General features: G+C 57.7%; 10 protein-coding genes and 1 tRNA gene. 5 read left to right on the plus strand and 6 right to left on the minus strand.

Going from position 1 to position 14,560, the window contains the following annotated elements:
- Positions 1-28 precede the first annotated feature (28 nt).
- The 5 genes from trpE to fabI form a co-directional block, all read right to left on the minus strand.
- Positions 29-1,540: an anthranilate synthase component I gene (gene trpE, locus LRK71_RS08005; RefSeq protein WP_232402466.1), complete on the minus strand. Its 1,512-nt coding sequence runs from the start codon at positions 1,538-1,540 to the stop codon at positions 29-31.
- Positions 1,541-1,554: 14 nt separating this feature from the next.
- Positions 1,555-3,396: a peptidylprolyl isomerase gene (locus LRK71_RS08010; protein ID WP_232402467.1), complete on the minus strand. Its 1,842-nt coding sequence runs from the start codon at positions 3,394-3,396 to the stop codon at positions 1,555-1,557.
- Between the two features lie 233 nt (positions 3,397-3,629).
- Positions 3,630-4,805, minus strand: coding sequence for an aminotransferase (locus LRK71_RS08015; RefSeq protein WP_232402468.1), 1,176 nt, complete (start codon positions 4,803-4,805; stop codon positions 3,630-3,632).
- 264 nt (positions 4,806-5,069) lie between these two features.
- Complete coding sequence (gene gpt, locus LRK71_RS08020; protein ID WP_232402470.1) at positions 5,070-5,600, minus strand: xanthine phosphoribosyltransferase; 531 nt, start codon at positions 5,598-5,600, stop codon at positions 5,070-5,072.
- A gap of 6 nt (positions 5,601-5,606) precedes the next feature.
- Positions 5,607-6,413: an enoyl-ACP reductase FabI gene (gene fabI, locus LRK71_RS08025; protein ID WP_232402471.1), complete on the minus strand. Its 807-nt coding sequence runs from the start codon at positions 6,411-6,413 to the stop codon at positions 5,607-5,609.
- A gap of 186 nt (positions 6,414-6,599) precedes the next feature.
- On the opposite strand from fabI, the gene pdxH reads away from it, so the two are divergent.
- From pdxH to LRK71_RS08050, 5 genes are all read left to right on the plus strand, one after another.
- The gene (gene pdxH / locus LRK71_RS08030) at positions 6,600-7,205 is read left to right on the plus strand and encodes a pyridoxamine 5'-phosphate oxidase (RefSeq protein ID WP_232402472.1); all 606 of its coding nucleotides are present in this window, start codon (positions 6,600-6,602) and stop codon (positions 7,203-7,205) included.
- A gap of 119 nt (positions 7,206-7,324) precedes the next feature.
- On the plus strand, positions 7,325-7,867 hold the full coding sequence (locus LRK71_RS08035) for a cold-shock protein (RefSeq protein WP_232402473.1): 543 nt from the start codon (positions 7,325-7,327) through the stop codon (positions 7,865-7,867).
- A 4-nt stretch (positions 7,868-7,871) separates the two neighbouring features.
- A complete protein-coding gene (locus tag LRK71_RS08040; protein ID WP_232402474.1) occupies positions 7,872-8,360 on the plus strand; it encodes a DUF192 domain-containing protein in 489 nt (162 codons plus the stop codon).
- Positions 8,361-8,404: 44 nt separating this feature from the next.
- Positions 8,405-8,481 (plus strand) — tRNA-Pro (locus LRK71_RS08045).
- A 1,059-nt stretch (positions 8,482-9,540) separates the two neighbouring features.
- Positions 9,541-13,188 (plus strand): vitamin B12-dependent ribonucleotide reductase, encoded by a 3,648-nt coding sequence (locus tag LRK71_RS08050; protein WP_232402475.1) that lies wholly within the window; start codon positions 9,541-9,543, stop codon positions 13,186-13,188.
- Between the two features lie 150 nt (positions 13,189-13,338).
- On the opposite strand, the gene proB is transcribed toward LRK71_RS08050, so the two are convergent.
- Positions 13,339-14,499: a glutamate 5-kinase gene (gene proB, locus LRK71_RS08055; RefSeq protein ID WP_232402476.1), complete on the minus strand. Its 1,161-nt coding sequence runs from the start codon at positions 14,497-14,499 to the stop codon at positions 13,339-13,341.
- Positions 14,500-14,560 lie beyond the last annotated feature (61 nt).

Here is a 14,560-nt window from a genome sequence, read left to right on the forward strand (position 1 = left end):
ATTGCAGTTGCAGTGGCTCGGGGCGCGATCAGCTGTTGCCCTTGCCAATAAAGCGGGCAGCATCGGCGGCTGCGCGCCGGATGGCATTGGATTTGTGCACCGTTTCCATAAACTCTGCCTCGGGGTCGCTGTCATAGACCACGCCGCCGCCCGCCTGTACATACAGGGTCTGGTCCTTGATGATGGCGGTGCGCAGCGCGATACACATATCCATGTCGCCACCGGCCGAGAAATAGCCAACACCGCCGCCATAGACACCGCGTTTTTCCGGCTCCAGCTCGTCGATGATTTCCATCGCTCGTACCTTCGGCGCGCCTGATACGGTGCCCGCTGGCATGCCGGCAAAGAACGCATCCAGCGCGTCTTTGTCCTCGTGTAGTTCCCCCACCACATTGGAGACGATGTGCATCACATGGCTGTAGCGTTCGATGATGAATTGCTCGGTCGGGTGCACGGTACCTATCTTGGCCACGCGGCCTGTATCGTTGCGGCCCAGATCCAACAGCATCAGGTGTTCTGCCAGTTCCTTTTTGTCGGCCAGAAGATCCAGCTCGTTGGCCTTGTCCTCTTCCGGGGTGGCGCCACGCGGGCGGGTACCGGCGATGGGGCGGATGGTGACCTCATTGCCAAAGACACGCACCAGAATTTCCGGGCTGGCACCAATCACCTGAAAATCGCCGAAATTGAAATAGAACATAAAGGGCGAAGGGTTGGTGCGGCGCAGAGACCGATAGAGCGCAAAAGGTGGCAGCGGGAAATCCTGGCTCCAGCGTTGCGCCGGAACCACCTGAAAGATATCGCCTGCGCGGATGTAATCCTTGGCCTTTTCCACCGCTTCCATATAGCCGGATTTGGTGAAATTCGACACGGGCGGCGCCACCTCGCGGGCATCGCCCAGATCGCGGGTTTCCGAGGGCATGGCGCGTTCCAGATCACGCACCGCATCCATCACCCGTTCGGCTGCCTGGGCATAGGCGGCGCGGGCGCTTTGGCCATCGCTGGCCCAGGCCGGAGAGACCACCGTGACCTCTCCCTTCACGCCGTCCAGCACAGCAATGACCGAGGGGCGCAGCATCAGCGCATCGGGCAATTGCAGCGGATCGGGGTTCACATTTGGCAGGTGTTCCACATGGCGCACCATGTCGTAGCCAAGGTAGCCAAACAGACCCGCCGCCGCCTGGGGCATATCTTCAGGCAAATCGATTTTGCTCTCGGCCAGCAGGGCGCGCAGATTGTCCAGCGGGTTGCCTTGCTGCGGCTCATAGGCCTCTGGGTCAAACCTGGCAGAGCGATTCAGCTCTGAACGGGGGCCCTGGCTGCGCCAGATCAGATCCGGTTTCATGCCAATGATGGAATAGCGCCCGCGCACTTCGCCGCCGGTGACGGATTCCAGCATAAAGGCGTCTTTCTGGGCACCGGTCAGTTTCAGCATCAGCGACACAGGCGTGTCGAGATCCGCCGCCAGCCGGGTATAGACGACCTGGTTTTCCCCGTCGTCATAGGCACGGGCAAAGCTGTCAAATTCTGGGGTCAAAGCCATCTTGGCCGCCTCGCTTACTGGAAATTGGCCTGAACGGCATTTAGCGCCTGTTGATCAACGCGCGGCGCGGCACGCAGTTGCGCATCCGCGACAAAGGCGGTGAACAGCGCCTCTGAAATCGCCTGATCAAGCTGGGTCCCCAGCGCATCCGCCATGAGCTGCATTTCTTCACTGGTTTCCGTGGGCAGCACCGCATCAAGATGTACGACAACGGTGCTATCCTCACCGGTGATCACCTTGAAATCACCGGGTTCCATGGTGAAAATCTGGTTCATCATATCGGCCGGTGTATTGTCGAGATAGGCGGTGCGGGTCAGGCCGGTTTCGGTCTTGACCTGGCTCTCTTCGGGGAAGGTACCCGCCTCCTTGGCGGCCAGAAAAAGCGCATCTGCCTGGGCCTGCAGCGCTGCGGCAACACGGTCGGCATTCCAGGCATCCAGAACTTTTTGTTTTGCCGTTTCAAAGGGCTCGGGGCGTTCTGGCAGGATTTCGTCCAGGCGCAGGGCAAAGAGGCTGCCATCGCCCAGGAATTCCGCCTCTGGGAAATCATCCAGTGTCACTACGCTGGCGGCGGTGCGAAAGCCTTCATAGGCGCTGATACCTTCGCTAGTTTTGCCGTTCCAGTTGATGGTTGCAACCTGCATGTCGCTTTCAGTTGCCAGATCTTCCAGGGTGGCACCACCAGCCAAAAGATCGTTGATCTCTTCGGCCTGCTGTTCGATCAAGCGGCGGGCGCGGTCGGCGGCCAGCTCATCGCGCAGCTCTGGCATTGCGTCCTCATAAGAGGTTATCCGGGCTTCGAGGTGACCATTGATCCGAAACAGGGCTGGCCCCAGATCCGTAGGGTGCGGGCCGACAACAGCGCCCACTTCGGCGGCAAAAATACTGTCAGAAGCCGCGCCCAGGTCGTCGGTGGTCACATCGCCAAGATCGACATCGCTCAGCGCCAGGCCGCGCGCCTCGACCAGGGCTTCAAAGGTGGTGCCGCCAACATCCAGCTGCGCTTTGGCCCCTGCGGCACTTTGCTCATCGGCAAAGACCAGGCGTTCGACCAGGCGGCGTTCCGGCACCTGATACTCGTCTGCCCGCTCGTCATAGAGCTTGCGCAGGGCAACCTCGTCGACCTCGACGCTATCCATGATCATTTCGGGGCTGAGACGCGCATAGGTGATGCGCTTGGTTTCGGGCAGGGTAAAGCTGCCCTGGTTGTCATCATAGTAGGATTGCAGCTCTGCATCGGTGGGCATCACCTGGGTTAGGGCAACCTGATCGGCAGATAGCTGAACATAGGAAAAGCTGCGGCGGGCACCGATATAGTTGGTCAGGGTATCGGTAAGCGTCTTGGGCATCTTGGCGCCAACCACGATGGCCCCCTGCACCAGGGTGCGGGCAGATTCGCGGCGCAGATCTGCCTCAAAGTTCTTTTCGTTCAGATTGACGTTCTGCAAGGCAAAACTGTAGGCTTGCCGGTCGAACTTGCCGCTGGCAGCCTGAAAGGCTGGGATCTCGGCCAGTTCCTTGCGCAGGTTTTCGTCGCCAATGGAAATGCCAAGGTTCTTTACCTCGTTGTCGATGGCAGCGATCGAGATCAGACGCTGCAGAACCACCCGGTCCAGACCAAAGGCGGCCATTTGGGCAATGGTAAGCGACTGACCGCCCTGCGCCTGCAGAGCACGCTGTTCGCGCTGCAATTCCCGCAGGTAGGCATCAACGGTGACCTCTTCGTCGCCGACCTGGGCCACCGAAGACATAGAGCTGTTGAAATTCACCGCACCAAAGCCGGCAAGGCCGATGATCAGGAGCCCCATGAGGATCCAAACAAAGGTATTGGATAGTTTCTTAATGCCTGTGGCCATGCTGCCCTCTTTAACTTCGCTTTCGGGGGGAGGTGCCGGGATGTCGTGTCCGGGGCTCCCTGCTTAATAGATGTTCCTGCCTTGCATACGCTGCTGCCCCAAGCGGGGCAAGATCCTCTGCCCGCTCAAAGGCTTGAATACGGGGCTTTGTCGGGTCTTGGCGCGTATTGGGCCGGGTGGGCTGCGCCCCTGATCGCAAGGGCTTGGGGCACAGGCGGGTATCAGGGCGGGTGTCAGGGCTGAAACTGGCTCAGCCTGGAAAAGAGCTCACGAATGCCGACCGCATCGACATTGGCAAAGGCGATCCGGAACTGGCGTTCGGCGGATTGGTCGCCTTCGGGCATGAACATGGTGCCGGGCAGCATCAAGATAGAGGCCTCGGTGACCAGTTTCTGGGCGATCTGTGACGCCGGCAGATCAAAGGGGTGTTCGACATAGGCAAAATAGGCCCCGCATCCCAACAGCCGCCACCCGCGAGAGGCGAGTAGCGGGAAAGCGTCAAGAATTGCCTGCTTGCGGTCCAGGATTTCGGCGCGTTCCCCGGCGAGCCAGCTTTGAAGGTTATGAATTCCCCATTGCGCCCCGATCTGCCCCAACTGCGAAGGGCAGATGGTTACTGTATCCAAAAACTTTTCCATTTCGAACAACCGCGCCGGTGCTGCGGCAATGGCACCAACCCGGTGGCCGGTCAGGCGATAGGCCTTGGAAAAGGAATAGAGGTGGATCAGGGTTTGATCCCAGTCTGTCTGCTGAAACAGTGCATGCGGCGGCCCAGAGCGGCTGTCGAAATCGCGGTAAGTCTCATCCACGATCAACGCCAGCCCCCGCGACTGTGCCAAATCAAAATAAGCCCGCAGCAGGCCTTCGGGGTATTCGGCCCCGGTTGGGTTGTTGGGTGTCACCAACAGGATCGCTTTCGTGCGGGGGGTAATCAGGGCTTCGGCAGCGGCCGGATCGGGCAGCATGTCATCGCCAACCTGCAGCGGGCGGGCGGTGACGCCGCTCAGGTCCAGCCACATCTTGTGGTTGAAGTACCAGGGCACTGGAATGATCACTTCATCCCCTTCACCGCAGAGCGCGGCAATGGTGGCGGCAAAGGCCTGGTTGCACCCCGAGGTGATGCCGATCTGGTCGGGCGAAATCGTGGCATCGTAGTGCGATGACATTTGTTCAGCCAGGGCGCTGCGCAGGCCGTCACGCCCCAGCACAGGACCATAGAGATGCGCGTCATCCTGGTGGAGCGCAGCCTCGGCCAGGGCCTGACGCAGCCCCAGCGGTGGCGGATCAGCCGGAGCGGCCTGGCTTACATTCAACAGCGGGCGGTCATCCGGAAAGGTGACGCCGGCAACCCAGCGACGGGATTCGACGATGGGAGAGAGAAATGTTGCCTCTGTGCGCGATGTGATCATGCCCACTCCTGTTGATCTTGTGGTGATGTGCTGCAGAATTGGTAGGGGCTTGCCGGGGGGATGGCAATCACTTGTCACAGATCAGATGGCCGGGGCGCGGGGATCCGCATGGATCCAAACCGACCTGTCGCGAGCAAGCGTTGCCTCAATCGCGCGAGGACGGAGCCAAGGGGGCAGGGCGCGCCAATCGGGTGCGACGCGCACGAAAAACGCGCCCTGGACAAGAGGGCGCGTTTGGGTGATTTCGGCTGTTATAGGCAGGCTTCAGTCAGTGCCGCGATAGGGTTCGACATATTGCAGAGCCATATCCCAGGGGAAAAAGATCCATGTATCCTGGCTCACACCGGTGATGAAGGTGTCCACCTGCGGTTCGCCCTGGGGCTTGGCATAGACGGTGGCAAAATGCGCCTTGGGATAGAGGTCGCGCACCAGTTCCAGGGTTTTGCCAGAGTCGACCAGATCGTCGACAATCAGAATGCCGGTGCCGTCGCCCATCATGTCCGCATCCGGGCTTTTCAGCACCTCGGCCTCGCGGCGCTGGTCGGCCTTGCCGCCGCCAGAGTGATAGGACTTCACGCTGATCGTGTCGACGGTGCGAATGTCCAACTCTCGGGCAACGATCATGGCTGGGGCCATGCCGCCACGGGTGATCGCCACAACGGCGCGCCAGTGGCCATCATCGGGTCCCTGACCATCCAGCCGCCATGCCAGCGCCCGGCTGTCACGGTGGATCTGGTCCCAGGAGATATGAAACCCTTTTTCATGGGGCAGGCGGCTTGTGTCCTTGGTGCTCATCTGGGGTCAGCCTTTCTCAATGTCCGGGGCGTCCACGGCCTTCATGCCGACCACATGATAGCCCGCATCCACGTGCAGATTCTCACCGGTCACGCCAGAGGCAAGATCAGACAGTAGGTAGAGTGCCGACTTGCCCACGTCTCCGGTGGTCACGTTCCGGCGCAGCGGTGAATTATACTCGTTCCATTTCATGATATAGCGGAAATCGCCAATACCAGAGGCCGCAAGGGTCTTGATCGGACCGGCGGAAATCGCATTGACGCGAATGCCATCCTTGCCCAGATCTTCGGCCAGATATTTAACCGAGGCCTCTAGCGCGGCCTTGGCGACGCCCATGACATTATAGTGTGGCATCACCTGCTCGGCGCCATAATAGGTCAGGGTCAGCATGGAGCCGCCCGCATCCATCATCTTTTCGGCCCGCCGCGCGATGGCGGTGAAGGAATAGACCGAAATATCCATGGTCATGGTGAAGTTGTCACGGCTGGTGTCGACATAGCGCCCACGCAGCTCGCTCTTGTCGGAAAAGCCAATGGCGTGCACGACAAAGTCCAGCTTGCCCCATTTTTCTTCTAGCGCGACAAACAATTCATCCATCGAGGCCTCATCCGAGACATCGCAGGGCAGAACGATATCGCTGCCTAGCTGCTCTGCCAGTGGCAGGACGCGTTTTTTCAGTGCATCCCCCTGGTACGAAAAGGCCAGCTCGGCACCGGCCTCGGCACAGGCCTTGGCGATCCCCCAGGCAATCGATTTGTCATTGGCCAAGCCCATGATCAGACCGCGCTTGCCGGTCATCAGTTGATTAGACATTCAGGTTCTCCGCCTGTGATCCGTGAAGTTAAAGACGTTTAATATGCCGCGACGTCTGCTTCAAGGGGCGACCTTGAATGATCGTACAAGCCGCCCCATATGCGCGAGGGCTGGTTCTGCGCGAGGCCCCTTGCCGATCCTTGGGGGGCTGCCTAATGTGGCGCAAGTTTCAGACAGGAGGTTGTGTTGAGTGAACGTTCAGGGCTGTTTGCCGGAAATGACCCCTTTGCCATTGCGCGCGCTTGGCTGGCGGAAGCCGAAAAAACCGAAGTAAATGATCCCAATGCCATCGCCCTGGCCACGGTGGATGCCAACGGTCTGCCCAATGCCCGCATGGTCCTGCTGAAAGAGATCGAGGCCTCGGCTTTTGTTTTTTATACCAACTATGAAAGCGCCAAGGCGCAGGAGTTGGATAGTGCTGGCAAGGCCGCCTTTGTGATGCATTGGAAATCGCTGCGCCGACAGATTCGGGTGCGTGGCGATATCAGTCGGGAAGAGGGGCCAAAGGCGGATGAATACTATGCTTCGCGCTCTCTCAAGAGCCGTCTCGGTGCCTGGGCCTCAAAACAGTCGCGGCCGCTGGACAGTCGCACCAGCCTGATGGCCGAGGTGGCCAAGGTCACAGCAAGTAAGGGGCCGAATCCGCCGCGCCCGCCCTTTTGGGGGGGCTACCGGATCACCCCGGTCGAGATTGAGTTCTGGGCGGATGGGGCGTTTCGCCTACACGATCGCTTTGTCTGGCGGCGCGACAGCGAACAGGACGATTGGTCGGTTTCACGCCTTAATCCTTAAGTTTTTGGCGCCAGAAATAGCACTTTTCTGACAACTGTGAGGATTTTTGCTTGAACTTGGTTGGTGAAATCGCGCATCACGCTGTCAAGAAAATGAAAAAGACGCAGTGGAAAAGTTAAGTGGCAGAAGATCTGAGCAGCCTGCAGCACATCCAAGGCCTTGTTAAATGGTTTGACCCCACCAAGGGGTTTGGTTTTGTTGTGTCCGATCTGGGCGGCCCTGATATTTTGCTGCATGTGAATGTACTTCGTAATTTTGGACAGAGTTCGGTTGCGGATGGAACCCGTATCGAAATCGTCACCCATCACACTGATCGCGGTGTTCAGGCGGTTGAGGTTCTGGCCATTCACCCGCCTGAGCGAGAAGAAGCCCCAGTGCTGAGCGATTTTGCCGAGCTGGACCTGACGGACCTGCAGGCCAAACCATTGGAACCCGCACGGGTGAAATGGTTTAATAAGGGCAAGGGCTTTGGCTTTGCCAATATCTTTGGCCGCAGCGAAGATATCTTTTTGCATGTCGAAGTGTTGCGCCAGTCGGGCTTGGCCGATCTGCAACCCGGAGAAGCCCTGGCAATCCGGGTGATCGACGGCAAGCGGGGGCAGATGGCCGCCGAAGTGCACGCCTGGGAAGCTGCGATATCTTCCAGCGATCAGGCAGGCTGATCCGATGACGCGACTGAGAGCCTCTCTCGTCGCACCGACCCTGGCCCTGATTCTTGGCCTCGGTCTTCCCCTTTCCGCCCAGGCTGAGACATGTCGCCCAGATCGGATTGAGCTGCGCGGCAGCTGGGGACAAACCTCCTTTCATATAGAACTCGCCGATGACGAAGCGGAACGCGCCCGGGGCTTGATGTTTCGCGAGTCGCTGCCCCGTGGGGCTGGCATGTTGTTTGTATATCCAAAGCCGCAGCGCGCTGCCTTTTGGATGAAAAACACCCTTATCCCGCTTGATATTATTTTTCTGGATCAAACCGGCCTGGTGACTGGAATCCAGGCCAATGCGATTCCCGGTGATCTAACCCCGCTTCCCGGCGGGAATGAGGTCTTTGCGGTGCTGGAAATCAACGCAGGTTTGGCGGCGCGATATGGCATTTCTATGGGTACAGAGGTGCGCCACAAAGTTTTTTCAAAAACTGGCCCAATTTGGCCTTGTTAGGGGTTTTCAAATCCATTCACTGGCGTTAGGAACAGCGCACGGTTCGGGGCGTGGCGCAGTCTGGTAGCGCACCTGTTTTGGGTACAGGGGGTCGTGAGTTCGAATCTCGCCGCCCCGACCATTTTCAAAGAAAACCCAATGTTTCTTTGATGTTCTCGCGAGAGGCCAGGATCCCTGGCCTCCCGCCAGAGACCAGATCTTGCGGAATTCATCAACATTATTAGCTGCTGATCCGACTATGTCATTGGGCGGTTTCTTATGTCGTTCATGGTCGCGTGATCGAGGCTTTGCTTTGCCATTTCATCCCCCTTTTGTTGGGTAGCGTTGCAGCACATTGCCCCGCTGCGGATTCGGGATGAGATCCTGCAATTCTGCGTCTCCACTAAGACCAACCCTGGCTGTGACGCGATAGGGGGCTCAGCCCCGAACTGTCGCGCCTGTTTTGCTGATTGTTCGCATGGCTCGCCAGTTGGCCGTGGCGCAGGGCAATAGAATCACAGACTCTAGTGGTGCGGTCTGCGCGCCGGGGGCAAAATTTTAGTTAAGACATCGTTAAGGGATTGACGCGGAGTTGTTGCAACTTGTTGCCAATTTTGCCCGTGCTGGTAGAAGATCAGGCGCAGGGGTTGCGGGATTTGGGGCATCGGCGCAACAACTGCGCCCCCACCGTGCGACGCCGCATCAGGGCGGCAAAGAGTGCGCAAATTTTTGGCTATTGTTGGCGATCGGGGCGATCAGTTTTTGGCTTCACGCGGCAAGTCTTTGCTGTTTCGCGGAATTTCTCGGATGATCAAGGTAACTCGGTCTGAGCAAAATCGGGGGGGGATTGGCAGATGAATCACCAAGACAGGGCCTCGCCTGTTTCGTCTCTGCTAGGTCAACAGCAAAGAAGACAAAAAATTGGTAAATTATTCGTTGACCCTCTTGGCTGGAATACGCCAAATTGTAGTAGTCATCTACAAGGCCACAATATCTAGTTACATATTGCCGCTTTGTGACAATGTGAAAACACAAGCTACATCCACCGAAATGGCCGGCGAAGGTCTCTGAAACAGCAAGCCCATCAAGAGGCGTGCCGGTTTGCTCGTGCTTTCAAAATGAAGAATGCTGCATTCAATGCGGCGCAGAAATGTGACCGGGGTGCAAGCGCATCAGGTCGCACAGGCACAAGGGGCAGAGCATGAAGATCGAGCGTAAGTTTACCAAGGCCGGGCAGGACGCCTACGCCAGTCTGGATTTCATTTCGGCAACCTCGGAGATCCGCAACCCGGATGGCACCATTGTGTTCCGGCTGGAGAACATCGAAGTTCCCGCCGAGTGGAGCCAGGTGGCCAGCGATGTGATTGCACAGAAATACTTTCGCAAGGCCGGGGTGCCACAGCGCCTGAAGAAGGTCTCGGAAAAAGGCGTGCCGGAGTTCCTTTGGCGTTCTGTGCCTGCGGGCAAGGATGTGCCCTGCGGCGGCGAGATTTCTTCCAAGCAGGTGTTTGATCGTCTGGCCGGCGCCTGGACCTATTGGGGCTGGAAGGGCGGCTATTTCTCAAGCGAGGAAGACGCCCGCTCATACTTTGATGAGATGCGCTACATGCTGGCCAGCCAGCGCGCAGCCCCCAACAGCCCGCAGTGGTTCAACACCGGGCTGCACTGGGCCTATGGTATCGACGGGCCGGCCCAGGGCCACCACTATGTTGATTTCAAAACGGGCAAGCTGACCAAATCCACCAGCTCTTATGAACACCCGCAGCCCCACGCCTGTTTCATCCAGTCGGTTTCGGACGATCTGGTCAATGACGGTGGCATTATGGATCTCTGGGTGCGCGAGGCGCGGCTGTTCAAATATGGTTCGGGCACGGGGACCAACTTCAGCCATCTGCGCGGCGAAGGAGAGCCGCTGTCAGGCGGCGGGCGCTCGTCTGGCTTGATGGGGTTCCTCAAGATTGGCGACCGGGCGGCAGGGGCGATCAAATCGGGGGGCACAACCCGGCGCGCCGCCAAGATGGTGATCGTGGATGCCGATCACCCGGATATCGAAGACTTCATCCAGTGGAAGGTGATCGAAGAGCAGAAGGTGGCCTCTATTGTTGCGGGTTCCAAGATGCACGAAAAGATGCTGAACGGTATCTTCGCAGCAATCCGGTCCTGGGATGGCGCCGCAACAGAGGCCTATGACCCGGGTGCCAATCCGGGGCTGAAACAGGCGGTGCGCGAGGCCAAGAAGGTTGCAATCCCCGAGACATATATCAAACGCGTCCTGGACTATGCCAAACAGGGCTACGACAGCATTGAATTCCCAATCTATGACACGGATTGGGATTCAGATGCCTATAGCTCTGTCTCGGGGCAGAATTCCAACAATTCGATCCGGGTGACCAATGCCTTTTTGCACGCGGTGGAAAAAGACGCCGACTGGCAACTGATCAACCGCACCGATGGCAAGGTCGCCAAGACCGTCAAGGCGCGCGATCTGTGGGAAAAGGTTGGCCATGCGGCCTGGGCCTGTGCTGATCCGGGCATTCAGTTCCACGATACCGTCAATGAATGGCACACTTGCCCAGCAGACGGTGAGATTCGTGGTTCAAATCCTTGTTCGGAATACATGTTCCTGGATGATACCGCCTGCAATCTGGCCTCTTTGAATCTGCTGACCTTTTACAAGGATGGAAAAATCCAGGCAGAAGACTTTATGCATGCTTGCCGGTTGTGGACCGTGACACTGGAAATTTCGGTCACCATGGCGCAGTTCCCATCAAAGGAAATCGCCCAGCGGTCGTATGACTTCCGCACCCTGGGGCTGGGCTATGCCAATATCGGCGGGTTGCTGATGAATATGGGGCATGGCTATGACAGCGAAGAGGGCCGCGCGCTTTGTGGCTCTTTGACGGCGCTGATGACCGGGGTGGCCTATGCGACCTCGGGTGAGATGGCGGCCGAGTTGGGCGCTTTTGCCGGCTATGCGCGCAACGCCGATGCCATGCTCAAGGTGATCCGCAATCACCGCACTGCCGCCATGGGCAAGATCAGCGGCTATGAGGGGCTGTCGGTGCCGCCGGTGCCGTTGGATATCGACAACTGCCCTGATGCGCGGCTGGCTGATCTGGCCATGGGGGCCTGGGACGAAGCGCTGGAGCTGGGCGAAAAGCACGGCTATCGCAATGCGCAGACCACAGTGATTGCCCCCACAGGCACCATCGGGCTGGTGATGGATTGTGACACCACTGGGATTGAACCGGACTTTGCGCTGGTGAAGTTCAAGAAACTGGCCGGCGGCGGCTATTTCAAGATCATCAATCGCTCGGTGCCTGCGGCGCTGGAAGGGCTGGGCTACAGCTCGGCCGAGATCGAAGAGATCGTGTCATATGCGGTGGGTCATGCGAGCCTGGGCAATGCCCCGGTCATCAATCATACCTCGCTCACCGGGCACGGCTTTGGCCCCAATGAATTGTCCAAGATTGACAGTGCCTTGGAGGCCGCTTTTGATATCCGCTTTGTGTTCAACCAATGGACCCTGGGCGAAGATTTCTGCACCGGCGTTCTGGGCATTCCTGCCAAGAAACTGAACGATCCAACCTTTGATCTGCTGCGCCACCTTGGCTTTACCAAGGCTGATATCGACGTCGCCAATGATCATGTCTGCGGCACCATGACCCTGGAAGGCGCGCCGCACCTGAAGGAAGAGCACTACAATATCTTTGACTGTGCCAACCCCTGTGGCAAAAAAGGTAAGCGTTATCTTGGTGTTGAAAGCCACATCCGTATGATGGCCGCAGCCCAGAGCTTTATCTCCGGGGCGATTTCGAAAACCATCAATATGCCAAATGATGCCGCCATCGAGGAATGTCAGAAAGCCTATGAGCTCAGCTGGTCGCTGGGGGTCAAGGCGAATGCGCTCTACCGTGATGGGTCCAAGCTGAGCCAGCCACTGGCTGCCGCCCTGGTCGAAGACGACGACGAGGCCGCAGAGGTGCTGGAGAGCGGCAAGCCGCAGGAAAAAGCCACAGTTCTGGCGGAAAAGATCGTCGAGAAAATCATCATCAAAGAGATCGCCAAATCGCATCGCACCAAGATGCCACAGCGGCGCAAGGGTTATACGCAAAAGGCAGTTGTCGGCGGGCATAAAGTCTATCTGCGTACCGGCGAATATGAAAGCGGCACCCTAGGCGAGATCTTCATCGACATGCACAAGGAAGGTGCGGGCTTCCGGGCGATGATGAACAATTTTGCCATCGCAGTGTCGGTTGGCCTGCAATATGGCGTGCCGCTGGAAGAGTTTGTCGATGCCTTTACCTTTACCAAGTTTGAACCGGCCGGCATGGTGCAGGGCAATGATTCCATCAAGAATGCCACCTCGATCCTGGACTATGTGTTCCGCGAATTGGCCGTCAGCTATCTGGACCGGACAGATCTTGCCCATGTCAAACCGCAGGGGCCTGCCTTTGATGATATTGGTCGCGGCGAGGAAGAAGGCGTTTCCAACCTGTCTGAACTCAGCGAAAGTGCTGCAAGCCGCTCGTTGGAGGTTTTGAAGCAGATCTCTTCCACCGGCTATCTGCGCAAGCGTCTGCCGCAAGATCTGGTGGTATTGCAGGGCGGGCAAGCCAGCTCCAGCCTGTTGGATGCAGCCAAGACAGGCAGCGATCCGGTGGCCGATCTGCAAGCGCTGGTTCCCCAAGCTTCGCCGTCAGCAGCAACCGGGATGGATGCTCGGGTCAAGGCAAAGATGCAGGGGTATGAGGGCGAAGCCTGCGGCGAATGCGGCAATTACACATTGGTGCGCAATGGAACCTGCATGAAATGCAATACCTGCGGATCCACCTCGGGGTGTTCGTGATAAACTGCGACTGAGCCTGCGGGCGACGTACCAAGGGCGTACAAAGAAAGGGGGCCGCAGAAACTGCGGCCCCCATATTGTTGATGTAACTGTATGGGCCGAATGAGCCCGCTTATTCGCGGAACAAACAGGCAGGATCTGGCCCGGCCGTTATGCCGGAATAACGACTTTCTGATCATGCTCTGGCGCATCAAGCTGTAGGTGATTGTCCTTCAGGATCAGTATGTTCTCGATCGCAATGACATCGCTTTTGGTCTTGTAGCCAATCACGTCTTCGACGGGCATATCAAGATGGCGTGCCATCAGCATGGTTTCTTCCGAAGAGAAGTTTGTCAGCCCGCGTGCGACTTCTTCTCCGTCTTCGTTATAGACGTGCAACACATCGCCCTTGGTGAAATCACCCTGGATCGAAATCACATCGCCCCGGCTAACGCCGCAATCACCAGTAGCAAGTGCCGCCGCGACATCGTTGCCCACCACCAGTGTGCCGGAAACCTGCAAGCGGTTGCTGAGCCACACCTTCAATGGCGATGCCGTCTCGCCCGTGACCAGACAGCGGGTAAAGCGGCGTTCGTTTTTCAAGACCGAGGAAACCGGGCGTTCGATGATGCCTTCGGCGATGATGGTTTCGACGCCGGCGTTCTGGGCCATATTCGCCGCATGCATCTTTGTCAGCATCCCACCGCTGCCCAGGGCACTGATGCTGGTGGTGGATTCCAAGTGTTCGCTGACGTCCTCGATTTCCGCGATGAACTCGGCGTTTGGATCCGAGGGATCAATGTCATAAAGGCCGTCAACACTGGTCAGGATGATCAGAGCATCTGCTTCGACCATCTGGGCGATTTTGGCCGACAAACGGTCATTGTCACCCACCCGCAAATCGCGTGTTGCGATGGAATCATTCTCATTCAGGATCGGCACGATGTCGTTTTCGAACAATCTGTACATGGTGTTTTTGATGTTCAAAAAACGGCGTCTATCTTCCATGTCGTCGACTGTAACAAGCATCTGCGCGACGTCCATATCGTGTTCGGATGCTACCTGGCGATAGGCATTCATCAGCAGTGGCTGCCCGCATGCGGCGGCCGCTTGCTTGTCCAAAATGCCTGCATCTTCGGGCCGCTTATCAATCATGTTCAACCCCAGAGCGACCGAGCCAGAGGAGGTTAAAATAATGTCGTGACCCTCTTTTTGCAGCTGTGCCAGATCGCTCATCAACCCGTTCATAAAGGCATATCGAAGGGTCAGCTTTTCGCTATTGGCAAGTAGGCTGGACCCGATCTTGACAACGATTTTTTTCTTCTTTGGCATCAGTATCTCCGGTATCTGTCTGTATTTAGAGGGTAAAATACTACCTGTTTGCGTCTTGTCG

Origin of the sequence: Pseudophaeobacter flagellatus, assembly GCF_021228235.1 — a bacterium.
Lineage (GTDB): Bacteria > Pseudomonadota > Alphaproteobacteria > Rhodobacterales > Rhodobacteraceae > Pseudophaeobacter > Pseudophaeobacter flagellatus.

Coding starts and splice junctions, on each gene's coding strand:
- fabI (WP_232402471.1), bottom strand. CDS start 6,413: ATGTCTAATCAACTGATGACCGGCAAGCGCGGTCTGATCATGGGCTTG.
- gpt (WP_232402470.1), bottom strand. CDS start 5,600: ATGAGCACCAAGGACACAAGCCGCCTGCCCCATGAAAAAGGGTTTCAT.
- proB (WP_232402476.1), bottom strand. CDS start 14,499: ATGCCAAAGAAGAAAAAAATCGTTGTCAAGATCGGGTCCAGCCTACTT.
- LRK71_RS08050 (WP_232402475.1), top strand. CDS start 9,541: ATGAAGATCGAGCGTAAGTTTACCAAGGCCGGGCAGGACGCCTACGCC.
- LRK71_RS08010 (WP_232402467.1), bottom strand. CDS start 3,396: ATGGCCACAGGCATTAAGAAACTATCCAATACCTTTGTTTGGATCCTC.
- trpE (WP_232402466.1), bottom strand. CDS start 1,540: ATGGCTTTGACCCCAGAATTTGACAGCTTTGCCCGTGCCTATGACGAC.
- LRK71_RS08040 (WP_232402474.1), top strand. CDS start 7,872: ATGACGCGACTGAGAGCCTCTCTCGTCGCACCGACCCTGGCCCTGATT.
- LRK71_RS08015 (WP_232402468.1), bottom strand. CDS start 4,805: ATGATCACATCGCGCACAGAGGCAACATTTCTCTCTCCCATCGTCGAA.